Source organism: Synechococcus sp. W60.1 (assembly GCF_047461575.1).
GTDB lineage: Bacteria > Cyanobacteriota > Cyanobacteriia > Thermostichales > Thermostichaceae > Thermostichus.
On sequence record NZ_JANSHL010000007.1, the window covers coordinates 1 to 24885 of the forward strand.

At 59.0% G+C, this 24885-nt stretch carries 25 protein-coding genes and 1 riboswitch; of the genes, 14 read left to right on the forward strand and 11 right to left on the reverse strand.

Going from position 1 to position 24885, the window contains the following annotated elements:
* Positions 1-382 precede the first annotated feature (382 nt).
* The 6 genes from NW805_RS07800 to NW805_RS07825 all read left to right on the forward strand — a co-directional run bounded on the left by NW805_RS07800 (position 383) and on the right by NW805_RS07825 (position 3890).
* Entirely contained in the window at positions 383-625 is a 243-nt protein-coding gene (locus tag NW805_RS07800; RefSeq protein WP_414422161.1) for a hypothetical protein, read from the forward strand.
* 106 nt (positions 626-731) lie between these two features.
* Positions 732-1094, forward strand: coding sequence for a photosynthetic/respiratory NAD(P)H-quinone oxidoreductase subunit C (gene ndhC / locus NW805_RS07805; protein ID WP_414331498.1), 363 nt, complete (start codon positions 732-734; stop codon positions 1092-1094).
* On the forward strand, positions 1085-1825 hold the full coding sequence (locus NW805_RS07810) for an NADH dehydrogenase subunit K (protein WP_414374115.1): 741 nt from the start codon (positions 1085-1087) through the stop codon (positions 1823-1825). Before ndhC ends, NW805_RS07810 begins: the two co-directional genes overlap by 10 nt.
* A gap of 1 nt (position 1826) precedes the next feature.
* The gene (locus NW805_RS07815) at positions 1827-2378 is read left to right on the forward strand and encodes an NAD(P)H-quinone oxidoreductase subunit J (RefSeq protein WP_414358109.1); all 552 of its coding nucleotides are present in this window, start codon (positions 1827-1829) and stop codon (positions 2376-2378) included.
* A 47-nt stretch (positions 2379-2425) separates the two neighbouring features.
* On the forward strand, positions 2426-2599 hold the full coding sequence (locus tag NW805_RS07820) for a hypothetical protein (RefSeq protein ID WP_414344869.1): 174 nt from the start codon (positions 2426-2428) through the stop codon (positions 2597-2599).
* Between the two features lie 7 nt (positions 2600-2606).
* On the forward strand, positions 2607-3890 hold the full coding sequence (locus tag NW805_RS07825) for a class I SAM-dependent methyltransferase (RefSeq protein ID WP_414422162.1): 1284 nt from the start codon (positions 2607-2609) through the stop codon (positions 3888-3890).
* A 35-nt stretch (positions 3891-3925) separates the two neighbouring features.
* Here NW805_RS07825 and NW805_RS07830 read toward each other — a convergent pair whose 3' ends face one another.
* The gene (locus tag NW805_RS07830) at positions 3926-4609 is read right to left on the reverse strand and encodes a hypothetical protein (protein WP_414422163.1); all 684 of its coding nucleotides are present in this window, start codon (positions 4607-4609) and stop codon (positions 3926-3928) included.
* A gap of 767 nt (positions 4610-5376) precedes the next feature.
* On the opposite strand from NW805_RS07830, the gene NW805_RS07835 reads away from it, so the two are divergent.
* Positions 5377-6879, forward strand: a complete 1503-nt coding sequence (locus tag NW805_RS07835) for a glycoside hydrolase family 3 protein (protein WP_414422164.1) — start codon at positions 5377-5379, stop codon at positions 6877-6879.
* A 300-nt stretch (positions 6880-7179) separates the two neighbouring features.
* On the opposite strand, the gene fabD is transcribed toward NW805_RS07835, so the two are convergent.
* From fabD to hmpF, 4 genes are all read right to left on the reverse strand, one after another.
* On the reverse strand, positions 7180-8046 hold the full coding sequence (gene fabD, locus NW805_RS07840) for an ACP S-malonyltransferase (RefSeq protein WP_414422165.1): 867 nt from the start codon (positions 8044-8046) through the stop codon (positions 7180-7182).
* A gap of 4 nt (positions 8047-8050) precedes the next feature.
* Entirely contained in the window at positions 8051-9058 is a 1008-nt protein-coding gene (locus tag NW805_RS07845) for a beta-ketoacyl-ACP synthase III (protein ID WP_414422166.1), read from the reverse strand.
* Positions 9058-10155, reverse strand: a complete 1098-nt coding sequence (gene plsX, locus NW805_RS07850; RefSeq protein WP_414422227.1) for a phosphate acyltransferase PlsX — start codon at positions 10153-10155, stop codon at positions 9058-9060. Before plsX ends, NW805_RS07845 begins: the two co-directional genes overlap by 1 nt.
* A 360-nt stretch (positions 10156-10515) precedes the next feature.
* Positions 10516-12243 (reverse strand): pilus motility taxis protein HmpF, encoded by a 1728-nt coding sequence (gene hmpF / locus NW805_RS07855; protein ID WP_414422167.1) that lies wholly within the window; start codon positions 12241-12243, stop codon positions 10516-10518.
* Positions 12244-12506: 263 nt separating this feature from the next.
* On the opposite strand from hmpF, the gene trpC reads away from it, so the two are divergent.
* The 6 genes from trpC (at position 12507) to NW805_RS07885 (ending at position 18743) form a co-directional block, all read left to right on the forward strand.
* Positions 12507-13427, forward strand: a complete 921-nt coding sequence (trpC, locus tag NW805_RS07860; RefSeq protein WP_414422168.1) for an indole-3-glycerol phosphate synthase TrpC — start codon at positions 12507-12509, stop codon at positions 13425-13427.
* A gap of 63 nt (positions 13428-13490) precedes the next feature.
* A complete protein-coding gene (locus tag NW805_RS07865; protein ID WP_041436722.1) occupies positions 13491-13730 on the forward strand; it encodes a DUF5340 domain-containing protein in 240 nt (79 codons plus the stop codon).
* Between the two features lie 59 nt (positions 13731-13789).
* The gene (locus NW805_RS07870; protein ID WP_414383147.1) at positions 13790-13984 is read left to right on the forward strand and encodes a copper chaperone; all 195 of its coding nucleotides are present in this window, start codon (positions 13790-13792) and stop codon (positions 13982-13984) included.
* Between the two features lie 112 nt (positions 13985-14096).
* On the forward strand, positions 14097-16412 hold the full coding sequence (locus NW805_RS07875) for a heavy metal translocating P-type ATPase (RefSeq protein ID WP_414422169.1): 2316 nt from the start codon (positions 14097-14099) through the stop codon (positions 16410-16412).
* Positions 16413-16539: 127 nt separating this feature from the next.
* Positions 16540-16676: riboswitch (cobalamin riboswitch) on the forward strand.
* 32 nt (positions 16677-16708) lie between these two features.
* Positions 16709-17749 carry a sirohydrochlorin chelatase gene (locus NW805_RS07880; RefSeq protein ID WP_414422228.1) on the forward strand — a complete coding sequence of 347 codons (1041 nt, stop codon included), beginning with the start codon at positions 16709-16711 and terminating at the stop codon, positions 17747-17749.
* 97 nt (positions 17750-17846) lie between these two features.
* Positions 17847-18743: a hypothetical protein gene (locus NW805_RS07885; protein ID WP_414422170.1), complete on the forward strand. Its 897-nt coding sequence runs from the start codon at positions 17847-17849 to the stop codon at positions 18741-18743.
* Here NW805_RS07885 and NW805_RS07890 read toward each other — a convergent pair.
* The 4 genes from NW805_RS07890 to obgE are packed head-to-tail and all read right to left on the reverse strand — an operon-like array spanning position 18740 to position 21610.
* The gene (locus tag NW805_RS07890) at positions 18740-19369 is read right to left on the reverse strand and encodes a PAP/fibrillin family protein (protein WP_414422171.1); all 630 of its coding nucleotides are present in this window, start codon (positions 19367-19369) and stop codon (positions 18740-18742) included. The genes NW805_RS07885 and NW805_RS07890 overlap by 4 nt on opposite strands.
* 36 nt (positions 19370-19405) lie before the next feature.
* Positions 19406-20119, reverse strand: a complete 714-nt coding sequence (locus NW805_RS07895) for an L-threonylcarbamoyladenylate synthase (protein ID WP_414331536.1) — start codon at positions 20117-20119, stop codon at positions 19406-19408.
* A gap of 18 nt (positions 20120-20137) precedes the next feature.
* Positions 20138-20512: a hypothetical protein gene (locus NW805_RS07900; protein ID WP_238376778.1), complete on the reverse strand. Its 375-nt coding sequence runs from the start codon at positions 20510-20512 to the stop codon at positions 20138-20140.
* Positions 20513-20551: 39 nt separating this feature from the next.
* Positions 20552-21610, reverse strand: a complete 1059-nt coding sequence (gene obgE / locus NW805_RS07905; RefSeq protein WP_414383139.1) for a GTPase ObgE — start codon at positions 21608-21610, stop codon at positions 20552-20554.
* A gap of 195 nt (positions 21611-21805) precedes the next feature.
* Here obgE and NW805_RS07910 point away from each other — a divergent pair, with 195 nt between their 5' ends.
* On the forward strand, positions 21806-22774 hold the full coding sequence (locus tag NW805_RS07910) for a 30S ribosomal protein S1 (protein ID WP_011433921.1): 969 nt from the start codon (positions 21806-21808) through the stop codon (positions 22772-22774).
* Between the two features lie 210 nt (positions 22775-22984).
* On the opposite strand, the gene NW805_RS07915 is transcribed toward NW805_RS07910, so the two are convergent.
* Positions 22985-23857 carry a hypothetical protein gene (locus NW805_RS07915; RefSeq protein ID WP_414422172.1) on the reverse strand — a complete coding sequence of 291 codons (873 nt, stop codon included), beginning with the start codon at positions 23855-23857 and terminating at the stop codon, positions 22985-22987.
* A gap of 54 nt (positions 23858-23911) precedes the next feature.
* Entirely contained in the window at positions 23912-24880 is a 969-nt protein-coding gene (locus NW805_RS07920; RefSeq protein WP_414422173.1) for a CobW family GTP-binding protein, read from the reverse strand.
* Positions 24881-24885: the final 5 nt, after the last annotated feature.

Genomic DNA, 24885 nt, shown 5'->3' on the forward strand with positions numbered 1-24885 from the left:
TGTACTTCATCAAAGCGCATTCCTCCCGGCACTGACCCTACGGGTACAGTGCGGGGCTCCTGCGATTTCTAGCTGAGCTGACCAAGCGGCAGAAGGGAAATCTCACTTAGTTGTTAGCAGGCTGGCTGGGGAATCCTACTGGCGCTACCGTGGTTTTGGGTTGTGTTCACAGCGGGTCAGCAGCGGGCCGGCACAGCTTACTCTACCCAAAAAGGTGCACGTGGGATCTTCACCAAGTGCTGGGGTAAGCTACCCTGTCTGTTGAACTTATTCCGGCAGTCTGTCTGGGTGAAAGATGCTGAGATATCGGCATTAGCGGCCCAAAAGGTTCGGTTCCCAGATTGCCTCTGGGTCTACTTCAAGCTGTTCTGCCTCAATCCCTATGGTTTCCTCTGACCTCAAGCGCTGGCTGGATAACTTCCTGATTGCCATTGTCTTTCTGGTGTTCGCCGGGTTTGTCTGGTTTGTCTTTTCCGTAACCGGGGCCTTTCTTGGGATCCCACTGGGGTACAAGCTTTGGATGCGGCTCTGGCTGCCTTTGTTTCAGCCAGCTTTGGGGATCCTGATAGCCGGGGCGGTGGTGAGCGGAGTGTGGGGTTGGCTGGAGAAACGCCGCTCCCAATAATCGTGATCATCACCAGAACTGAAGATCCGGTGGCGCAGGGGAGCCACAGACTGGCTCTATACTGGAAACGTATCTAAATGTTGAGCAACTGAGGCGGTCTGGCGTCGTGTTTGTTCTGTCCGGCTACGAGTATTTGCTGGTTTTCCTGATCCTCTGCTCTCTGCTGCCGGTTTTGGCTCTGGGGGCTTCTGCACTCTTGGCGCCAAAGCGGCGGGGATCCCTGCGGCGCAGCACTTACGAGTCGGGCATGGAGCCGTTTGGGCAAGCCTGGATCCAGTTCAACATTCGCTACTACATGTTCGCGCTGGTCTTCGTCATTTTCGATGTAGAGACTGTGTTCCTCTATCCCTGGGCAGTGGCGTTCCACCGCTTGGGGCTGTTGGCCTTTGTGGAGGCCCTGATTTTCATCGCCATCCTCGTGGTGGGTCTTGTGTACGCCTGGAGAAAAGGAGCGCTGGAATGGTCATGATGTCTGAGAAATCGCAGGTTCTGTTTCCGGGGGCTGCCCCCCAGGTGACTACCGACCTCTCCAACAACGTCGTTCTGACGACGGTGAACGACCTGTACAACTGGGCCAAGATGTCCAGCCTCTGGCCGCTGCTCTACGGCACTGCCTGTTGCTTCATCGAGTTTGCTGCCATGCTGGGATCCCGCTTTGACTTCGACCGGTTTGGCCTGTTGCCTCGTTCTTCGCCGCGCACGGCTGATTTGATCATCACGGCGGGCACGGTCACCATGAAGATGGCTCCGGCGTTGGTCAAGCTCTACCAGCAAATGGCTGAGCCGAAGTACGTGATTGCCATGGGGGCTTGCACCATCAGCGGTGGCATGTTCAGCTCCGATTCCTACACGGCAGTGCGGGGGGTGGACAAGCTGATCCCGGTGGATGTGTACATTCCTGGCTGCCCCCCTCGTCCAGAGGCGATCATGGATGCCATTGTCAAGCTGCGCAAGAAGATCGCTGCAGAAGACATGCGGGAGCGGGGCCGTCTGCAACAAACCCACCGCTACTACACGGTCAAGCATAACCTTAAGCCTGTGCCGGAGATCATCACCGGCAAGTATCTGGAGAGCGAGACCCGCCAAGCTCCTCCGCCGGAACTGGCTGCTGCCATCGGCCTGCCGGTGCCCCCGGCTTTGCAAACTGCCGACTTTAAGCAGGCGGAACAGCAGCTCAAAGCCTTGCGAGGAGGGATGTGAGATGGCAGAGGAAAATGCCCGAGAAAAGCAAGCGCCGCCAGCGGTAGGCGAGCAGTCGGAACCCTTGGTGACGTTGGAGCGGGGCCCGGTTTCCCAGTTTCTGGCCGACAACGGCTTCGAGCACCAGTATTTGGGGAGAGACGCAGCGGGGGTAGAGCTGTTGGAGGTGGAGCGGGACTTTCTTCTGCCCCTGTGTACCGCCCTCTATGCCTACGGCTTTAACTACCTGGAGTGCCAGTGCGGGTATGACCTGGGGGCAGGGCAGCCACTGGTCAGCCTTTACCACCTGATCAAGCTGTCAGACGGGGCGGATCGCCCTCAGGAGGTGCGGCTCCAGGTAAAGTTGCCTCGCCACGATCCACGGCTGCCTTCCGTATACTGGATTTGGAAGTCGGCGGATTGGCAGGAACGGGAAACCTACGACATGTACGGCATTGTTTTCGAGGGACACCCGAACCTGAAGCGGATTTTAATGCCGGAAGACTGGATAGGTTGGCCCCTGCGCAAGGACTACATCACGCCTGACTTCTATGAGCTGCAGGATGCCTACTGATTGAGGATCCCTGACTCGGTGAGCAGCGTTGAATAGGATGGGTTGAGATGTGGCCTTTTTTGCTCTTGGCAATCTACGCAGGAGGAGTTTGGTACTCGGCCCGCAAGGCGGATCGCATCTATTCGGGCTCCGGGAAGTGGGTGGTATCGGCCCTCTGGCCTGTGTTGTTGGTCTCGAACCGTCAGTTTCGCCAAAATTGGCGTCGTCCCCTGAACAAGTAAGTTTGAGTTGAGTAAATCTGGATCCCTGGAATCCTCACCTGTGATCGCTCCTGAGCAACACCTACGCGACCTGAGTCTTTCTCTATCGACACCTCAGGCCACGCAGAAGTTGCGGGAGTTGATTGTCAGCCGCATTCGCGCTCAGGGACCGGTGACCTTTGCCCAGTTTATGGAGTGGGCTCTCTACGAGCCAGGGTTGGGCTATTACGAGCAGGGATCCCCGATTGGCCCCGACTACCTCACCTCTCCCCACCTGGCGGCGGACTTTGCCCAACTGTTGGCGGAGCAAATCCACCAGTTCTGGCACATTTTGGGATCCCCCCCTGACTTCAAGGTGATCGAGATGGGGGCGGGCAGCGGTCGCCTGGCCCAGGATTGGCTGACCTACGTGCGCTCTGCAAGGCCTGCGGCCCGCTTACGCGAACAGCCCTCTTTTTGGCAGGCGCTGGACTATGGGATCCTGGAGCGTTCTGCCCACCTGCGGCGGCTCCAACAGGAGCGATTGGCTCCTTTTGAGGAGAAGGTGCGCTGGTTGGATTGGGACGGGATCCCGGATAACTCAGTTACAGGCTGCTTTTTCTCCAATGAGCTGGTGGATGCTTTTCCGGTGCATCGGGTGCAGGTACAGGATGGGGCTTTGCGGGAAATCTATGTCGATTGCGGCGAGGCTGCAGAAGCCAACTTCCGGGAAGTGCTGGGGGATCTGTCCACTCCTGAGCTGAGGGAGTATTTTGCCCGCTTGGGGATCCCTGTAGAAACCTATCCGTCGGGCTACCAAACCGAGGTGAACCTAAAAGCCTTGGAGTGGCTGCAGCTCCTGGCCCGCAAGCTCCGGCGAGGCTACGTGCTCACCATCGATTATGGCCACACCGCCCAGCGCTACTACAGCCCCCACCGCGCCCAAGGTACGCTCCTGGCCTATCGACAGCACGGCAGCTACACGGATCCCTATGTTCGGGTGGGATCCCAGGATCTCACCGCTCATGTGGACTTTACCACCCTAGAGCAGGTGGGAGAATCTCTGGGGCTAAAATGTCTGGGGTTCACCCGGCAAAGCAGCTTTTTGGTCAACCTGGGATTGACCGAGCGGCTGGCTGCCCTCAGCCAAATGGGGAGCTCGGTTGGCGGCGAAGCTGTGGATGTGGGCCAAGTTTTGCGGCGGCGATCCGCTCTTCATGCGCTGCTGGATCCCATGGGGTTGGGGGGCTTTGGAGTATTGGTGCAGGCTAAGGGCCTGACCCCCTCAGAATATGCTCACCCTCTGCGGGGCTTTGGCGAGCCAGAGCTGTGAACCGTTTCGGTGCTATTGGGATGGGATGTCTGCCCCTACCGGCTACCGTTGCCTTCCATCGATGCCAGTTCTGCCATTGCTCTGGCGCTATCTTCCAGGTTGTCGATTCGCTCCTCGAGGGTTGCAAAGACTTCGTCATATTTGTCGGCCCATGCGACGCCGGCGGCAGTTTTGGTCATGCGGGCCAAGTTGAGAGATACGTCTGGAGATCCTTTTTTGGGAACGGATGGCCGTTCCGCGAAGTTGCCAGCAGCTGTTGAGGGATCAGCCTGGGTTAAGCGGGCAATATCTTGCTTGAGGAGATTCTGTTTTGATTGGAGTTGTTCTACCTTGGCTATGCCCTCCTTAAGGGACTGAATGAGTTTCTGTTTCTTGGCTTGTAAATCTCCAATCGAGGCTTTCAGACTTTGCTCTTCTGCGCGTAACTGAGGAAGTCGTTCTTCTTGAGATTGGATCTGGATCTCTGTTTCAAAATGAAGCTGAGGAGTTTGAGCTTGCGAACGAGCCTCATCATAAGGTTGGGCAGCAGCCACCCCCTTCTGCTGGACTTTTGCCCAATCTTCAAGGGCAGCACGCAGACTGGCCAACTCGTTTTGCAATTGCTGTAGGTCTGAAGGAGTGATTTCGTTTTGCTTCTGTCGATTTTCGAGGTGCTGCAGAAGCTGGATTTTGACTTTGGCCTCGCTCCCAGATAGAGCAGAAGCCACATAGCCCGTCATCCCCGTAGCCAAACCTGCTGCTCCTGCCTGCCACAGGGATCCTCCCGCCCCAAGGCCGCCAATAGCCACCGTAACTCCGGCCAACGCGGGAAAGGCAGTTATCCAAAGCTGGCGGCAGGAGAAAGGCAACATCATCGACCCCAGGGTGGAAGAGGAGATTGTCTTGAAGATTGTTTTGACCATAGGTAATGTTTGGGTAGGTTTTCTCTCACTCACAACTCCTCTTTTTTTAAGGAGAAAGGGGAGCTAGAACCAACACAAAGAACAAAGAACGCCTTAGAGACAATTTTACTGCACTATTTCACTGCACTTCATCACTGCACTTCAAGATGACTCTGGTGTACTGCTGAGGTTACAGTTCTTTACGCCATCCCTCCAGTATGGCCACAACTACAAGTCAATCGCCACTCTAAACCTGCAAGAGCCACTTCAGCTAGAAATCGCAGGAGCCCCGCACTGTACCCGTAGGGTCGGTGTCGGGAGGAATGCTATAATAATACTGCGGGCACCAGAAACGGTTGTTTAAGGCACTGGTAACGGTCGATTGGGGGTGCTGTAAACCACCCCAGAGGCTCGTGGTTGGCTTGCTAACTGCAGGGCTACTAAAAGCCCGCTCCGTACCGCCTAGCGGTTGGTGTCGGGTAGTTTACGCTCATCCTGACCGGCTTTCTTGGCAGCGACGCCCAAGGACATCTGCTTTGACATGCTCGATAGGACCCCGTCCCGCTGCCGCAGTGGATCCCAGGGCTTGGAGCCTTGAGGAGAAAGTGGGGCAACTGTTTCTGGTTTATTTTGAGGGAGCTGAGTTTTCCTCCGCTCTCGAGGAGATGATCCGGGACTACCACGTGGGCGGGCTGATCTTCTATTCGATTGCCGGCAACATTCAAACGTTGCCTCAGGTGGCCCAGCTCATTGCCGCGGCTCAGGCACAAGCCCTTGTCCCCCTGTGGATAGCCATTGATCAAGAGGGGGGGCCGGTGGTGCGCCTTACCGAGGGGGTGACGGTGTTCCCCAGCGCCATGGCAGTGGCAGCAGCGGGATCCCTGACCAAGGCGGAAGCCATGACCCGTGCGGTGGGAACGGAGCTAAGAAGTTTGGGGTTTAACCTCAACTTCGCCCCTGTTGTGGACGTGAACAGCAACCCCCACAACCCCATCATCGGCATCCGAGCCTTTGGGTCAGACCCGAAACAGGTGACAGATTACGGCCTCGCCCTGTGGCGCGGCTATCGGCAAGCCGGGATCCTCTGCACGCCCAAACATTTTCCCGGTCATGGGGACACCGATATCGATTCCCACCTGGGGTTGCCGCGGGTGGATCGTCCCCTGGAGGCGCTACAAACCACGGAATTGCGCCCGTTTCAGGCTTTGATCCAGGCAGGGGCAGAGGCGGTGATGACGGCGCATGTAGTGATGCCGGCTCTGGGATCCGTGCGACCGGCAACGCTGGCCCCTGAGGTGGTGTCGGGCTGGCTGCGGCAGAGGCTGGGTTTCCAGGGTCTCGTCCTGACAGATTCCCTGACCATGGGGGCCATTGCCCGCACCTACGGCATTCCCGAAGCGGCAGAACTGGCCTTTAGGGCAGGGGCCGATGTGCTGCTGTTTGGGGCAGATCCCGGCTTTACCCCGGCCATCCAAAAAGAAGCTTATGCCCATCTGCTGCGGGAGTTTCGCGCCGGGCGCTTGTCGGTTGAACAGTTGGATCAGTCGGTGGAGCGGATTTTGGCCTTGAAGCGGCGCTACAGGCTGGGATCCCCCTGCCCCCCTTTCCCCCCTTCCACCCTGGAAAGCCACCAGGCGCTGGCCCGCCAAATCGCCCAAGACAGCATCACCCTAGTACGGGGATCCCTGCCTCCCTTGGCCCCTGACCCGCTGCTTATCACCCCTGTACCTTTGTTGGGGGAGCTGCTGCAAAAAGCCTGTCCCGCTGCCCAAGTGTTCTCCATCCCTCTGGATCCCACCCCCGAACAGCAGCGGATTGCCCAAGAAGGGGCTCAAAGGGCTGCGCAGGTGCTGGTGGGATCCCTGGAGACGTGGCGGCATCCGGCGCAGAGGTTGCTGCTGGGATCCCTTCCGCCGGAAAAGGTGATTGGGTTGGCCTTGGGATCCCCCTACGACGCCTTTGCCCTGCCCCAGATCCCGGTCTATTTGGCCTGCTACGGCACTACCCCCGTCTCTCTACAGGCGTTGCTGCAGGTGTTGTTGGGACAGATCCGGGCCCAGGGTCGCTTGCCGGTTGGATCCCACTTGGAGGGATCCTGGTCGCGTTAGCGGAGCTGATACATTTACGCTGAACACTGCTGAACATCACTGTTCAACTATGCAGCGATAGCATTCTGTTTGTTTCCAAACAGAATGGCGGTATCCCGCAAAGCTTTGAGTAGAATACCCAAAGCGCAGTTTCCGTGTCGTCTTACTACCAATTTTCTGCTTTGCTTTGGCTACCATGTTGGCAGACTCGAAAGTAAACAGAAAGATCAACTGGTAGTAATCCGTACTGAGCATGTTATACATTATTTTCAGTATAGTTGAGCTTATTATTGACTAGAGTCATGCTCCATAGCAGATCCCCTAGCTGCTGAGGTTGCTGAAATTGCACCGCGTCAGGGTCGGCACCGTTCGCCTCACCAAGCCCGTCAGCACGTTGCCGGGGCCGATTTCCCACACCTCTTGGATGCCGTCGGCGGCCATCTGCAACACGGTTTCTCGCCAGCGGACAGGGGCAGTCATCTGGGCCAGCAGCGCCTGCTTAAGGGCTTGCGGATCCCGGCTGGCGGTGGCAGTGCAGTTGCTGTAGACGGGCACTCGCGGCGGCTGAAAGTCAACAGCGCGCAAGGTGTGGGCAAACTCCTCGGCAGCAGCCTGCATAAAGGGCGAGTGAAAGGCGCCACTTACCTTGAGGGGAACGGTGCGCTTGGCCTGCAACTGCTCACAGACGGCTTGCACCCCCTCCACTGAGCCGCTGATCACCACCTGATCCGGGCTGTTGTCGTTGGCAAGGGTGACATCGGGGATCATCTGGCACAGGTGCTCCAGCTTGTCGCGGTCAAACCCCATCACTGCCGCCATGCTGCCCGGGGGATCCCCTGCAGCTTCCATCAGTTGGCCCCGCAGCGCCACCAGCCGTAGGCCGGTTTCGAAATCAAACACGCCGGCAGCGTAGAGGGCGCTGTATTCGCCCAGACTGTGGCCAGCAGTGCAGGCAGGAGCCTGTCCCTGGGCGTAGAGATAGTCCGTCAACAGGGCCGATACGGTGAACAAAGCCGGTTGTGTGTAGCCGGTCTGGTGGATCTGGTCTTCCGACAGAGCTAAGGGATCCCATCCCAGCATCTGGCGGGCCAAAGCCAACTTCTGGGCTGCTCCCTGCCAGTTCCGCAAGTCCCTTCCCATGCCTACCGCTTGGGATCCCTGGCCGGGATAGATCCAGGCAACAGTCATCAATTCATTTCCCCCAACGAAACACAATCGCCCCCCAGGTAAGGCCGGCGCCAAAGCCTGCCATTACCCCCAGATCGCCGGCGCCAAAGCGTCCTTGCTCGATCCAAGTGGCCAAGGCAATCGGCACCGAAGCGCCCGAGGTGTTGCCGTAATGCTCTAAGACGCTGGCCACCCGCTGCGGATCCAGCTGCAGGCGCTTGGCTACCGCATCGAGAATGCGCTGGTTGGCCTGATGAATAAAATATCCCTGTACTGCTTCCGCCGGGATCCCGGCCCGGAAGAGAGCCTTCTCGATAACCTCCGGCACCGCCTGGACGGCAAACTTGTACACCTCGCGGCCATTCATGGCGATGGGGCAGCAGCGATACTGCCCCACCTGCAGGGATCCCACCAGGGGCTTGGCCTCTGTAGCCATGGACAAGCTGAGCAGCTGGCTGCCACTGCCATCGCTGCGCAGCTCAATGCTGAGGATCCCGCCGGTTTCCCCCGCCTCCAGAACCACCGCCCCGGCCCCATCTCCAAACAAGACACAGGTGGTGCGATCTGCCCAGTCCACCGTACGGGAGAGCACATCCGCCGCCACCACCAAGGCCCGCCGGTACAGCCCGGTTTGCAAAAACTGCGCTGCCGTGGCCACTGCAAAGACAAAGCCCGTGCAGGCTGCCGTCAGATCAAAAGCCACCGCCCGCGTTGCTCCCAGAGCTGCCTGCACCTGAGGAGCCGAGCCAAACCGATCGACACCGGTGGAAGTGGCCAGCAGGATCAAATCCAGGTCTTGAGGCAAGATCCCGGCCTGAGCCAAAGCGGCCTTGGCTGCCTGGACCGCCAAATCCACCAAGCTCAGCTCAGGGGGCAGAATGCGCCGCTGACGAATGCCGGTGCGGGGCCAGATCCATTCGTCGGAAGTTTCGACGATCTGGCCGAGATCGTCGTTGCTCAGGCAGGGATCCGGCAGGGCAGCCCCTGCCCCCACCAGCCGCACGGTCGGGAGGCCATTGCTGGGCATGGACACTACCCTTCCACGCAATCCAAGGGCCGCAGAGGCAGCACCTCTGATCGCGACAGCGGGACGGAGTCAGAGGCGGACTGTTCGCGACAGCGGGACGGAGTCCTTAAAGGCCGTTCAGAGCTGGGATTAGACTCGCGAGGGTCAACCATTTCCGCCTGCAGCCGCTGTAGGATTTTCTGTTCTGCCGCCTCTTTGGCCAGGCGAATGGCGTGGTAGACCATCGGCGCCTTGGAGCTGCCGTGGGTAATCACGCAGATGCCGTTGACGCCGAGCAGCAAAGCACCGCCATACTCCACGTAGTCCATGCGCCGCTTTACCTGCTTGAGGTTGGGCCGGAGCAGCCAGCAGCCCAACTTGCCGCGCCAGCCGCGGGGCAGCTCCTCCCGCAGCACCTGGGTGATCACCTGGCCAACACTTTCGGCAAACTTGAGGAGGGCATTGCCCACAAAGCCGTCACACACCACCACATCAAACTCCCCGGTCAGCACATCCCGCCCCTCGGCATTGCCGGCGAAATGGATCCCTGGCAACTGGGCCAGACGCTGGTGGGTGGCCAGAGCCAAATCATTGCCCTTGTTGGGCTCCTCGCCGATGTTGAGCAGGCCCACCCGCGGCTTCTCGATCCCCAGCACGCACTGGCAGTAGAGGGATCCCATGCGGGCAAACTGCTCCAAAAAGCGGGGCCGGCAATCCACATTGGCCCCCACATCCAGCAGCAGCACCGGCTTGCCTTTCAAAGTGGGCAAAAGAGCGCCAATGGCCGGGCGATCGATCCCTGCCAGCCGGCCCAAATTCAGGTAGGCCGCAGCCATCGCTGCTCCGGTATTCCCGGCGGCCACCACGGCATCCGCTTGGTTGGAGCGCACCTGTTGCATCGAGATGTTGATGGAGGCTTTGGGCTTTTTGCGCACCATCAGCGGCTCTTCCGCCATGCCCACATCCTCTTCGGCAGGCACGATGGTGATCCCAGCAGGCAAGGGCTGAGGCAAAAAGGGCTTGAGGGACTCTGGACGACCGACCAGCGCAATCCCGACCCGGAGATGCCGATGGGCCAGCAAGGCGCCCTTGATGATCTCTTCGGGAGCGTAGTCGCCCCCCATCGCATCAACCGCAATTCGCACAAGCTGACCTCACACTGGAATATCCTCGGCAACTGCAAGTCAAGCGTCAGGGAAAGCGCAGCGACCTCTGCAGTCCCCCTGCCGGAAAATTGGGAGCCTTAATGGCTGCAGGATGCTACCGAATTGTACCAAAAAACTGGATCTAAAGCCCCGCCCTACCGCTACGCAGTTCCTCGTAAGTGCTGTCGTAGAACCAGAAACCAGAATCCTTGCCCTCTAGAGCGGGGGGTATGTCAACAGATTTGTTTTCCTCAATCAAGGCCGTAGGTTCCGCACCGAGCCCGAAGGGATCCGTTTGCGCTGCTTCTTCCCCACCCTGCATAGGAAACGTGGACTTCCTCACGCCTGCGTGAGGGCAGCCAAGAGAGAGCGTACCTGTTGGACGTGGGCGTGTGCAGTGGAGTTTCTGGCCTGGTGTTGGCCCAGCTCCGTCTCCAACTGCGCCAATTCTCCTGCCAACGCTGCCCATCGATCCCGCTCTGGGTAGAGGGTGGCCTGCAGGTGATTGAGGCGACCCCAGGTTTCTGCCATGGCCTGGGCGCGCGCCCGCAGGGATCCCTCCTCTTGCTCCAGGTGTTGCCACTGCTGCTCCAATTCCTGCCGTTGGCGGGCGAGCTGCTCCTGCTGAGAAGGCAAGGACGATTCCAGTTGTTGAATGAGGGTTTGCAGACGACCTTTTTCTTGGAGAAGATCCTGCTTCTGGCTGCCGATCTGTTCCAGGAGCGGCCCAATATCGACCTGAACCGGGGCAGCAGCTTGATTTTGCAGCTGTCTAAGGCGGGCTTCCTGGCGGGTCAACTCTTCATACTCTCGCTGCAGGTTTTTTTCCTGAGGCAGCAGGGCTTCTTCCAAAGCACTGCAGGCAGACTGGGCATAGTCGATATCCATCTCGATGTCAAACCGCTCCTCTGGAGAGGCGCTGGCCAGCCGCTCTTGCAGCTCCCGCAGGGTTTGCCGGTTTTGCTCCAGTTCGGCCCGCTGCTGGCTGACCTGGGCCGCCCGCTGCTCGTAATCTCGGCGCAGTTGGCTGACCAAAGCCGCCAGCTCCTCGACCGAGATCGCCGGCTCCCCAGCCCTGCCGTTGCTGCTGCCATCGACGATAAAGTCATATTCCTGCACCAGACGAGAGGCTTTCTGGTATAGGCTCTCTTGAGATTGCAGCTGCTGGAGAATCCTCTGCAGGTGCTCTTGATGGGCTCGCAGGGATCCCTGTCGAGTTTGCCACTCTGCTTGGCTTTGCTCCAGGGATTGTCGGGATGCCCACCAAGCGGTGTGGCGTTCTTGCCAAGCGCGGTAGTCTCGATCCAGCTCGTCTTGCCGGGCCTGGGCCTGCTGACGTTCTGCTTCCAGTTGGGCAATCTGTTGATTCAAGTGCTCCTGCTGCTGCTGAATGTGGCTTTTCAAGCTTTGCAGAAGCGCCAAGGGATCTCCAGCCGGATGCAGACTCTCCTGGAGCTGTTGCATCAAAGCCTGTAGCTGCGCTGCTTCTGCCTCCCCCAAGCGGCTGGAGCGAGCTTCTTGCAACTGGGCTTCCAACTCTTGCCGCTGCCGATTCAGAGCTTCCCGCTGCTCTCCGATCAGGCGCTGTTGTTCAGCTAAGTAAGCTTGCTGGGCTGCCAGTTCCTCTTTGAGGCTGTCCAGAAGTTTGCGATCTTCCTCCACACTCTTGTATTGCTCATACAGCCGCTGCACCTCTTCTTCCTGGGCTGCTAGCTCCATCTCGCGGCGGGTAAGCTCATGCGCCTGAAAGGTGAGGGACTGTTTCCAAACCTCGATCTCCTCTTCCTGGCTGCGGGCTCTGAGCTGAAGTTGGCTGAAGTTTTGCAGATAGGTCACCAGTTGGCGAGCGGCTTCGCTGATGCGGGCGACCTGACGGTTGCCGGAGATTTCCGCCAGCACCAATGACCCATCCTTGAAGCGCCCAGCCTCCTGGGCGATGCGGCCTTCCAAGGTAATGGATTCTTCGTTCACGGCCACCCAGGTATTGTCCTGCTGCTGCTTGGCCAGCAATTGCAGAGACGACTTGGCAAACCCAATCGGCTTGGACAGCTCTGCTAGGTACAGCACGCCTGAACTCCTCTAAAACAGCATGGACAGCACCAGCCTTGACCCCACCGAGCCACTGCCCCTGGCCGAGGAAAAATGGACGGCCGCCAGAACATGGCTCGCCGAGGCGCATAAAGACTACACCACCTTTCTAGACTCAACCATAGGGTAAAAAAAACGCCTTCGCCAGATGAGTTTTGGGGATGTCCGGGGTAGCTATTCAAACCGGTGGCGGAGCACTAAAGTAGTCTAGGGTGTGGTGTAGAGTTGTGTTCGGGGGTTGTATGGAGCTGCAAGGTGAGCCGCTTTCTGTTCGTCGGCGTTCTCCTGCCCCGCCGGTGGTCGTAGCCTCTCAGGTGTACCAGACAACAGCGCCGGAAGCCAAACCGCGCCACATTTTGGAAGCGATCGTCTGGCATAAAGAGCAGGAGGTGGAGCGGCAACGGGAGCAGCTTCCCCTCAAGGAATTGCAACGGCAACTGGATCAGGCTCCGCCGGTGCGGGATTTTGTGGCGGCTCTTACCCAGTCGCCTCACCCTATCTCTGTGATTGCCGAGGTCAAAAAAGCCTCTCCCAGCCGCGGCGTTCTGCGGGATCCCTTTGACCCGGTAGCCATTGCCCAGAGCTATGAAGCCGGTGGGGCCAGTTGTCTCTCGGTGCTCACAGATGAGCGGTTCTTTCAGGGCAGCGGCGAGTATCTGCGCCGGATCCGTCAGGCAGTAGGGATCCCCATCCTCTGCAAGGAGTTCATCCTCTACCCCTACCAAATCCTCTGGGCCCGCAGCCTGGGGGCAGATGCGGTGCTGCTGATTGCCGCCATTCTCTCGGATGCGGACTTGGGCTATTTTCTCAAGCTGGTTCGGCAATTGGGCATGGCAGCTCTGCTGGAGGTGCACACTTCCCAAGAGTTGCAGCGGGTGCTGCGTTTGCCCCAACTGCAAGACTCCAGGGGGCAGGTGCTCATTGGCATCAACAATCGCGATCTGAGAACCTTTACGGTGGACTTGAACACAACGCGCGACCTGTTGGCCGCCCACTCGGAGCTCCTTGGCGATCTGCCTGTGGTCAGCGAGTCCGGCATCCATACCCCCGCCGATCTGCAGCAGTTGCGGGCCTGGGGGGTGCGCTCTGTGCTCGTGGGGGAAGCTCTGGTGAGACAGCCGGATCCCGGCCAAGCTGTGCGCCACCTGTTGTCATCTCAGTGAATGAAAACCATTTATCAATGGATCTCTGCGAGAACAATTGATCTCTAAGGATTGCTTGGATCGATGAAACGTATTCCTGTGCCGGCTCATATCCACTACGAATTTCTGCTGCGGGTGTTGGAGCGGCAAACCTTTCCGGCAGTAGAGGAACAGGATTTTGGCAACCGAGGCCGCACGCAAGAGCTGATCAACTCCCTGCGCAAAGCCCTCACCCAACAGGTGCAACTGGAGGAAGAGTGGCGACAGCGGGGCTATCAGGTGGACTACCGCTGGAATATGGACGAGCCTCAGCCTCCCTCTTGACCTTCCAGTCCACTGTAAGGTTTAGCATCCTTTCAGTGGCATTGGGGGGGTTTTCCAAGATGCAGGTTGTTTTGACGGTGCCCAAGCTGGCCTGTGGGGCCTGTATAGACACCATTGCGCAAGCGGTGCGGCAACTGGATCCCCAGGCGCAGGTGGAAGGGGATCCCAAAACCAAACAGGTGCGGATTACTTCTGGGCGGCCTGTGGGCGATTTGCGGCAGGCCCTCACCCAGGTGGGATATCCCCCGGCCTAGTCAATTTTGGGCCGGGAACGGTCGGGCGTCTGTTTTGAATTTCTGTACAGATGGCTGCCTTCGCCCTGCCCAGGGTGGAGAGTAGCTGTCGTTTCATCAACAAGGTGTTGCCATGTCTGCCCATAAAGGGTCATCGGGTGCACTATCGGCCTCTGCGCCTTCTCCTGAGGGCACTTGGCAGTTGGCCCTGCAAGGGATGAGCTGTGCCTCCTGCGCCCGCAGCATCGAACAGGCCCTCACTCAGGTGCAGGGAGTATCCTCCGGATCCGTGAATTTTGCCAGCGAGCAGGCCACCGTCAAAGGGGATCCCCGGCTGGTGGATCCGCAGGCGTTGATTCGGGCGGTGGAGCGGGTGGGGTATCGGGCGCGCCTCATCCAAGAGGATTGGCAACTGGACGATCCGACAGACCCAGAGCGGATCGCCCAACGGGCCGCAGAACGGGAATTGAAGCTGAAGGTGGCGATGGGGGTGGGCATCAGCACGGTGCTGGTGATCGGATCCCTGCCGATGATGCTGGGGATGGACATCCCGGGCTTTCCCATGTGGCTGCACAATCCTGGGTTGCAGTTGCTGCTGACGGCTCCGGTGCAGTTTTGGGTGGGCAAGCATTTTTATCGAGGCGCTTGGGCCGCTTGGCAACGGCGTTCAGCGGATATGAACACGCTGGTGGCCTTGGGGACGAGCGCGGCTTTTTTCTATTCTGTTTTCCCAACGGTTTTCCCCGACTATTTTCACCGGCAAGGACTGCACCCGGATGTCTATTATGAGGTGTCGGCGGTGGTCACCACCCTGATTCTGGTGGGCAAGTGGATGGAGCAACGGGCTAAGGGGCAAACCTCCGAAGCCATTCGCAAGCTGATCGGGCTGCAACCGAAAACGGCAAGGGTAATTCGCCATGGGGTGGAGCAGGATGTCCCCATTCGGGAGGTGCAGGTGGGGGATTGGATCCGGGTGCGCCCCGGCGAGAAGGTGCCGGTGGATGGGGTAATCCTAGAGGGATCCTCCACCCTCGACGAGTCGATGGTGACCGGCGAGAGCCTGCCTGTACTCAAGTCGGCGGGGGATGAGGTGATTGGGGCAACGCTGAATCGGACGGGCAGCTTTGTGATGGAAGCGCGGCGGGTGGGCAAAGACACAGTTCTGGCCCAGATCGTGCGCTTGGTGCAGGAAGCTCAGGGATCCAAAGCCCCAATTCAACAGTTGGCGGATCGGGTGACTGCCTGGTTTGTGCCGGCAGTGATCGGGGTGGCAGTTCTAACTTTTGTGCTCTGGTGGGTGCTGGCCGATAACCCGACACTGGCCTTGGTGAACACGATTGGGGTGCTGATCATCGCCTGCCCTTGTGCGCTGGGGTTGGCAACCCCCACCTCGATCCTGGTGGCCACGGGACGAGGGGCAGAATTGGGGATCCTGGTGAAAAGTGCCGACAGCCTGGAATTGGCCCACCACTTGCGCACGGTGGTCTTGGACAAAACTGGCACCCTGACTGAAGGTCGTCCCACTGTCACCGATATTTGGGCTAATGGCTCCTCTCCCCTGGCGGTGTTGCGCCTGGCAGCGGCGGTGGAGCGGCACTCGGAACATCCTTTGGCCCAGGCGGTGGTGCAGAAAGCCGAAGCCGAAAAAATTGCCATCCCTCCTGCCCAGCATTTTCAGGCAAGGATAGGCAGTGGGGCAGAAGCCTGGGTGGAAGACCAGTGGATCCGCATCGGTCGGCTGAGCTGGCTACAGGAGATGGGGATCCCCTGGGATCCCTCTTGGTCAGAGAGGGTTCAGAATTGGGAAAGCCAGGGCAAAACGGTGATCGGCGTAGCCCAATCCCAGAGCCTGGTGGGGCTGTTGGCCATTGCCGATCCGCTCAAACCCACCTCTCCTGAGGCAGTGCAACAGCTGCAACAGATGGGTCTAGAGGTGATCCTGCTGACCGGGGATAACCCCACCACGGCCCAAGCGATTGCCCGGCAGGCAGGCATTCAGCGGGTAATTGCCCAAGTCCGCCCCGATCAGAAGGCCGCTTACATTCGCAGCTTCAGACAACCTCGACACCGGGTGGCGATGGTGGGAGATGGCATTAACGATGCTCCGGCTCTGGCAGAAGCCGATGTGGGGATCGCCATTGGTACAGGTACGGATGTGGCGATGGCCGCCAGCGATATTACCCTCATGTCGGGGGATCTGCGGGGAGTCGCCACAGCCATTCAACTCAGCCGGGCCACCCTCAACAACATCCGCCAGAACCTCTTCTTCGCCTTTATCTACAATACGCTGGGGATCCCGATTGCCGCTGGGGCGCTCTATCCCTTTACAGGCTGGTTGCTCAACCCTATGCTGGCGGGGGCAGCCATGGCCCTGAGTTCCGTTTCGGTGGTCGCCAATGCCCTGCGACTGCGACACTTTCAGCCCCCCAGACCAGCGGGCCGGCGTTAGGCCCTCGCCCAGGGGCAAGGGGGATTAGCGCGGCAACAGTTTTGCTGCCCTTTGAGCATGAGTCTGCCGTACCGCTCATGCCTCAGGGCTATCTTCTGGCAGACAAGGACATCCCCCCAGGGGGCTTGGTGAACGACAAGCGGCAAGCTAACCTAAAAGGCTCAGGCAGACTGGGGAAAGCGCGGTGCAAGTCCGCCACTGTGACGCAACTGTGATGGGATCCCTCCCTCAGCCAGAACACCCACCTGCCGTTGTCCTGTACCCCTTGCGATTCACAAGGAACGGAGTTTTTTGTGTTGAATACCCTCAGTGTTTCCCCTCCGCTTGCGGTTGGGCAGTCTCCTGTTGTCCCCCTGCCCCTGTTGCTCATCGGCCACGGATCCCGCGACCCCCAAGGGCAGCAAGCCTTTCTGGAGCTAGCCCAGGCTTACCAAGCTCTCACCCCCCATCGACCGGTGATCCCCTGCTTTCTGGAGCTGACCCAGCCAACCATTGCCCAGGGGGTAGAGCAGTGCTTGGCCCAAGGGTGGCAGGAGATCGTGGCCCTGCCGCTGTTGCTGTTTGGGGCCCGCCACAACAAGTTCGATGTGACGATGGAACTGGATCGCCTGCAGGCCCTCTATCCCCAGTTGCGCATTCGTTACGGTGGGCCGCTGGGGATCCGCATCGAGATCCTGCAACTGCTGCGAGACCGATTGGCTGCTCTGATAGCTGCCCAACCGCGGCGGATCCCAGAGGCAGAAACCGTGCTCCTATTTGTGGGTCGCGGCTCCAGCGATCCTGAGGCCAATGCCGAAGCCTGTAAACTGGCTCGGCTGCTTTGGGAAGGATCCGGGTTTGCCGCTGTGGAGACCTGCTTTATCGGCATTACCCATCCCCGCCTGCCCGTGGGATTGGAGCGGGCCTCGTCCTGGCAGCCGCGTCGGGTGATCGTGCTGCCCTACTTTCTGTTTACGGGGGTGTTGGTGAAAAAAATCGAGGCGGCAGTGGAGAAACAACGACAACGACAGCCGGAAATCGACTGGCTGATGCTGCCGGAATTGGGCCTTGTGGATACGGTGCTGCACAGCCTGCAGCAACTGGAGCAGGAAGCCCTGCAGGGCCAAACCCAAATGAACTGCCACCTGTGCAAGTTTCGCCTGGCCGTGAGCGCAGAGGTCAGAGCTGGGCATACCCATCACCACCCTCACGAGCATCATCACCACCATCACGGGCACGGATCCCATCACCACCCTCATTCTCACCATCACCCTCAGCACGGCCATACCCACGCAGCGGCTGGGGATCCCTGGGCCCAATTAGAGGGCTACCACCAACGGGCATGGCAGGTGCCCTAAGAGGGAAACAGAGGCTGCTGGCGGGATAAACTGAGTGCAGACAGGCAATTTTTGAACCTGGTTTTCCCGCTCTAGCGGTTGTGATAACGAAAAGCCAATGACGATGTTTTCCCGCTCCTCTTGGGTCTCGGGTGCCGCTGCCGCGGGGAGCGGGATTTTCGTCTTCGCTCTGGTGGTGGGGCTGCTGGATCAGATCCTGCCCACCCTGCCCAAGGTTTCCCTCTCCCTGGCCGGGATCCCTGGGATCCTGGCTGCCGCTGGGGCCTCCTATGGGGCCTGGCGGGTGGTTCAGATGGGTCTGCAGTCGGGCTCCTGGACTGATTTTCGGGCCTCGCTGGTAGCGGCTCTGTCTCCCTTTGATCCCGCCGATTATGGCGGCAACCCTCGGCAACCCGAGGAGGATTCTCTCCCTTTGCAGTCGGTTGACGAGGATCCTCAAACCCAGATCCGCGATCGACAAATTCTTGATCAAGCTGAGCAGCAGACGGAAACTGAAACCGAAGTAAGCGAACACACTCAAGTAAGACTGCAGGGCGAGCAGCACCAGGATCAAGCTTCGCAGGCCAAGGCCCAACAGTTGCAGCCCCTACAAGAATTGTCATCACCTTCTTCCCCAAGCCCTGAGTCGGCAAAACCCACACCAGAGCCAGAGCTCAACCAAAAACTTCGCCAACTCCAGATGCAGGTCGCCACTCTGAAAATAGAACTGGAACTCCAAGAAATCCAACTGCAGCAGTTGGAGGTGAGGCGGACTCGGCTTCAGCAGCAGAAGCAGAAACTCAAGCACGTTCTGCGTCGCACGGCGTCCGAAAATCAAAGGCTGCGCTTCTTACAGGAGCAAAAAGCCCGGCAACTGGAGCAAACTCAGCAAGAGCTGCAAGCTTTGCGGGAGTCCTACCGCGCCTTGCAAGTTCTACAGGAAATAAGCTCCACCCTAACCCAAAACCCATCTCACGAAAGGGCGGAAACGGAGTCCTCTGGATCCTCCGACTAGCCGACCCGCTTTAGAACAAATACACTCCCCTCGCTGCCCCGACCCAGCCGCAAGTCTTCATCCAAATAGGTGATATCCAGCCAACCCGTTGGCTCGCGGCGGCGGATATCGATTTGAATAGCCGGGATTCGCTCTGGAGCCTGCTCGAGCAAATCGAGAAAACTCTCGATCTCGTAGCTCATCAAAGCTTGGGATCCGAGCACCAATCGCTCGAAAATCACCCTCACCCGACGCTCCGATTCGGGGTAAAAGCGTGCCGATACCGCCAAGATTCCCCGTGGCATCCAAGCCTCCAGCCAACCGGATCCCTGGATCTCCGCCACATTGAAGACCCGTCCAGCTTTGGCCCGAATACACTGGTAGATCGCCCCGGTGGTCAAAAAAGGCAACTGTGCCAGCCGCAGCAGAGCTGTGCTCGTGGTAAATAGGGTGAGCCAGTTCCCCTCCAACCCTTCAGGAGCCGATGTTGGCTTGGGGGTGGGGTTGAGCGCTTCTAGGACGGCAATTTGAGACAAAATCTGGGCTTTTTGGTCAGGGGAAACTTTCCGGCCCCGGTCGGTCGCCTCCAGCAGGTGCAGCAGAGCCGATTTTTGCTGAGCCAGGGCCATGAGCACACTCCAAGGCATCAACCCCATTTTAGAGAACGCCAGATCCGGCTGCCCTCAACCGTCTTCTTCTACGGGTTTCAGATTTAGATCTGCCACCTGCTCATACCCCAGCCCGGCCCGCACCACCAGCGGCTCGGATCCCGTCAAGTCAATTACCGTAGAGACCTTGGCCCGGCGGGGGGCATCGTCATCCAGCACCAGATCCACCTGTTTTTCCAACTGCCGCATCTCTTCAGCCGCAAAGATCCCACCCTCATCCCAGGGGTCGCTCTCCCACTCCCAGGCTTGCCCAGAACTTAAGTCCAGGGATCCGACGGGATCCCCCCCCAGCTTGGCAGAGGTGGAGACAATTGGATTGCCCAACTCTTCCAGCAAAGCCTGACAAATGGCCGAGTCGGGCACGCGGATGCCGGTGGTTTTCCGTTTGGGCTCCATCACCAACTTGGGCACCAGCTTGGTGGCCGGCAACAGAAACGTAAACGGGCCCGGGATCAGCCGCCGCATCAGCCGATAGGCCGAATCGGTGACCTGGGCATAGTGGGCAATGCGTGAGAGAGAAGGGCACAAAAAGGTAAGAGGCTTGTCGTTGGAGAGCTGCTTGATACGGCGTACCCGCTCCACTGCTTGTTTGTGGGTCACATCGCAGCCAATGGCATAGACTGTATCGGTGGGGTAAAGCATCACCGCCCCCTCCCGCAAAGCCGCCGCAATCCGCCGGATGGAACGGGCCTGGGGCTGTTGCGGATGCAGCTTAAAGTACTCGGCCATCGGGCAGATGGGAAGAGGTCAAGACTGGGAGCAGCTACCCCCCAGGGGGTTTTCCACAAGAGGGCGGGGGGTCGGCGGCACCGACGCGGGCGGGGATCCCTGAGATTCGGGCCAGTCCTTCAGTTGTTGCATCAGGGCTTGGATGTGCAGACGGGGCAGATAGGGCCAGTCGCCCGCTTCTTCCAAATCTTGAAGCACCCGATACAGAGCTTGACGGGTATTGGGCAAAGACTCCCGAAAGGCACCTTCCAGGATCGCGCGGTGCAACTCCTCCAGCAGCCGCAGGAGCATCAGCAGCTCCACACACGCTCCCGCCCTCGCCTGAGCCGCCTGTTCAACGGCCAACATAATCTGACGCAAATCCGGTGGCAGATCCTCCGCCGAGATATACATAGCCACTCGTCTCTGGGTTCTGGGAAGGCAGGGGCTTTCCTATTCTAAGATTCTTCCGCCGTGGGACTGGATGGCTCCCACAAGATCCAACTGCGCAGGCTGTTGGGATCCCCGACCCAGGCACTGCCACACCCGCTGCAAGAGGGCATCCAGCCCCTGCTTGGCAATCGCAGAAATGGTCACCACCGAAGTGCCGGCAGCAGCAGACAGCCTCTGGGCGCGCTCGGCAACCTGCTGGGGATCCAGAACATCGATCTTGTTCAAAACCAGGATTTGTGGCTTATCGATTAACCCGTGGCCGTAGGCGCGCAGCTCCTGCTGAATAACCTGGTAATCCTTGACGGGATCTGCCGCCGTGCCATCCACCAAATGAATCAGTACCCTGGTGCGCTCCACATGGCGCAAAAACTCGTGGCCCAGCCCCACCCCCAAGTGCGCCCCCTCGATCAGCCCCGGAATATCGGCAAACACCACCCCATCTCCCGATGGATGGGGCACCACTCCCAAATTGGGCTGCAACGTGGTGAAGGGGTAGTCAGCAATCTTGGGCCGGGCAGAGGAGACCACCGAAATCAGAGTGGACTTGCCCGCATTGGGCAGGCCGACAATGCCCACCTCGGCAATCAACTTCAGCTCCAGGCGCAGGCGCACCCGTTCTCCCGCTTCGCCCTTGGTGAATTGGCGGGGGGCGCGATTGTGGTTGCTCAAAAAATGGGCATTGCCTAAGCCGCCTTTGCCCCCACGGGCTACCAGCAATTGATCCCCCTTGCCCACCAGATCGCCCAACAATTCCCCAGTCTCCGCATTGAACACCACAGTACCGCAGGGCACCCGCACCAGCCGATCCGCACCACTGGCCCCGCTGCGATGGTTGGGCCCCCCTTTGGCCCCGTGTTCCGCTTTGATCACCGGTTGAAAGCGAAAATCCAACAGAGTTTGCAGGCCAGGATCTGCCACCAGGATCACTGAGCCGCCCCGCCCGCCATTGCCGCCAGATGGCCCCCCAGCCGGCACATACTTCTCACGGCGGAAGGCAACGATGCCATCCCCGCCATTTCCCCCTTGCACTTCAATTTCGGCTTGGTCGATAAAGTGCAATCGTTCTTCTCCCAAATCTTCTATCTTCCAGCTTGGCAAGATGCCGGGAAACTTGCCACAAAAGACGCTCCTCTAAGCTACGATGGTATTTCCCAGCCACATCCTCCTCAGGTGGGAAAGTGGAAGTGGGATCCTGCCAAACTCGATTGGCCTTCTACCCTTTATCCCGCGCAACTGATCTGTTACTGCACCCCTATGAGTCGATTCACTGCTGCCGATGTAGGTTTTACCACTGAAGACTTTGCCGCCCTTCTGGATAAGTACGACTATCACTTCAGCCCTGGCGAAATTGTGGCGGGTACAGTATTCTCGGTGGAGCCACGCGGTGCTTTGATCGATATTGGGGCCAAAACGGCTGCCTTTCTGCCGCTCCAGGAGATGTCGATTAGCCGCCTGGAAGACCCGCACGAGATGCTGCAGCCGGGAGAAACCCGCGAGTTTTTTATCCTCACCGAAGAAAACGAAGAGGGACAGCTGACCCTCTCCATCCGCCGCATCGAGTACATGCGGGCCTGGGAACGGGTACGGCAGCTCCAGAAAGAAGATGCCACCGTTCGCTCAACCATTTTTGCTACCAACCGAGGTGGAGCCCTGGTGCGGATTGAGGGGCTGCGGGGCTTTATCCCCGGATCCCACATCAGCACCCGCAAGCCAAAAGAAGAGCTGGTGGGCGAAGAGCTGCCCCTGAAGTTTTTAGAGGTGGACGAAGACCGCAACCGCTTGGTGTTGAGCCATCGCCGCGCCTTGGTGGAGCGGAAGATGAACAAGCTGGAAGTGGGCGAGGTAGTGGTCGGCACGGTGCGGGGCATCAAGCCCTATGGTGCCTTCATCGATATTGGCGGCGTCTCCGGCCTGCTGCACATTTCCGAGATCTCCCACGATCATGTTGACACGCCCCACAGCGTCTTCAACGTCAACGACGAAGTGAAGGTGATGATCATCGATCTAGATGCGGAGCGGGGGCGGATCTCGCTGTCCACCAAGCAACTGGAGCCCAATCCCGGCGACATGATTCGGGATCCCAAGCTGGTTTACGAGAAGGCTGAGGAAATGGCAGCCAAGTACCGTGAGCAACTGCTGGCCGCTAAGCAAGGACAAGCGGCAGAGGCCCCACCGGAAGTGGTGGAAGAGGAGCTGGAATACGCGGCGACGGCTGTGGAATGAGGGCAAGCTTGGCGCCATCTCTGCCTGCGATGAGACTGAGGTTAGGAGCCTTCAGCTCCGTTGGCGTGGGTGGCTCGTGGGAGCGGGGCAGCCCAGGCTCCTAGGGAGACGGGTACTGCTGCTGTGGCGAAGTAGGCCGACGGCGCTCACGCAGGGCTGCAAACCTGCGCCAGTAACGGGAATCCCCCGCTCCTGAGCTTGAGGAGCTGGTCAAAGACTGTAGATCTGCCCATCCATGAGCAGATGGGTGATGCCTTTCTTTTGCAGTTGGGTGCGCACAATCTCCAGAATGTAGCCGGGAAACTGGATTACCCGGTAGGGTGGGTAGGTGTTGCTGCCCCGACGGCTCATTTCGGAAAAGCGGCGGGCCACCTTGTGGCTGTCGAAAATGGGCAGCGTATTGGCGTTATCCATCCCTTCGATGGGCAGGGATCCCGAGCCAAAGAATTCTTTGAGAGGGCGGGTGGTCAGTTCTTGGTAGCGGTCAACAACGACATAGCAGGTTTCCGGTAGGGTGAGCTCTTCCAGGGGTAATACCTGAATTTGATAGCTGGGATCGGTGAGGGGATCCTCTTCTGGCCCATCTTCATCTTCTAGGAGATAGTCAGGGTCGTCCTCATCCTCGTCTTCGAGGTCACGGTCTTCTTCGGTCTCTTCCTCATCCTCTTCCCCGACATCCTTCACATCTTCCTGAAGCTCAGCCGCCAACTGCAGTTCTTCTGGGGGCAGTTTTGGCAGAGACTCTGTTCCAGCGGTGTTATCCTCGCCTTCGTCGTTTGCGTTCGGCTGCAGCGAGGGAGATGAAAAAGGCAGCTCCGGCTCCAGCGGCAAAATCTGCTGCTCTGGGGCTGGGATCCCGCCAACAACAGCTTTTTCCCCCATGTCTTTGCGGCGGGCAGCCGAGCGTTTGAGATGGATCAACCGCTGATACTCATCGGCAGCGATATTTTCCTTCAACACGCGGGTGATGGTGGTGATGCTCACCTGAAATTGCTCCGCCAATTCGACGGCGGTCGCTGCCGAGCCGCGGTAGGCGCTAACAATTTGCTGTTGTTCTTGCTCTGAAAGTTTGCTGCGAGCCATCCCAGGTCACCCAATCTAGAAATTGAAAGAAATAGGCAGTGGTGAAGAGGATCTCTAGCCAGCGGCGGTTGCCCCACACACCCGGCTGAGGCCGGCAGCTAGCTGCTCCCGCTCCAGCCCCTTGCCAATCAACACAATTTTGGACAAGCGGGGCTCATCGGGATCCCAGTCCCGTTCCAGAAAAAGGGTTTGCCGCTGGCCCACCTGATGAAAGATAACCCGCTGCGGCTCATCCACAACCCACAGCACCCCCTTGGCGCGAAAAAGGGTCTCGGGCATGTCTTGTAGCCAATCGCGAAAAGCCGCCAAATCCAGCGGCTGCTGCAGTTGAAAGCTCACCGATTGGATCCCGTCCTCCTCCAGGTGATGGCTGTGGTGGGCCTCAGTCCCCGAATCGGGGAGCCTGGGATCCCACAATTCCGGACGAAAGGCATGCACATCCAAGATGCGGGCCAAAGGCACCTGGGCATGGGTGGTGAGCAGGCAAGGGGCATCGGGGTTGTAGCGGCGCAGATCCAGAAGGATCCGCTCTCGTTCGGCTTCGCCGATCAAATCCACCTTATTGAGCAACAAAATGTCAGCGCTGCCGATCTGGTGGGCGGCGGTTTGCGAGCGCCGGAAATTCTGCCAGTATTCGGCCCCATCCACCAACGTCACCACGCCATCCAGGCGCAACTCCTCATGAAAAGTCCTCTGCACAAATAGCTCCGTCACCTGCCTGGGATCCGCTACCCCACTGGTTTCCACCACCAGGTAATCCAACGCCTGGGCATGCTGGAGCAGCTGGCGGGCCGCCCGTTCAAAATCCTCTCGCACCGTGCAGCAGAGGCAACCATTGTTGAGCTGCATCAGCCCCCCCTCGGGCATGTTGACCAACTCGCCATCGATGGAAATCTCGCCAAACTCGTTGAGGATAACCCCAATGCGCAACCCATGCTCCTCTTCCAAGATGCGCTTGAGCAGCGTGGTTTTGCCACTGCCCAAAAAACCTGTCAAAATCGTCACCGGAAGCTGAGCTTTCATATCAG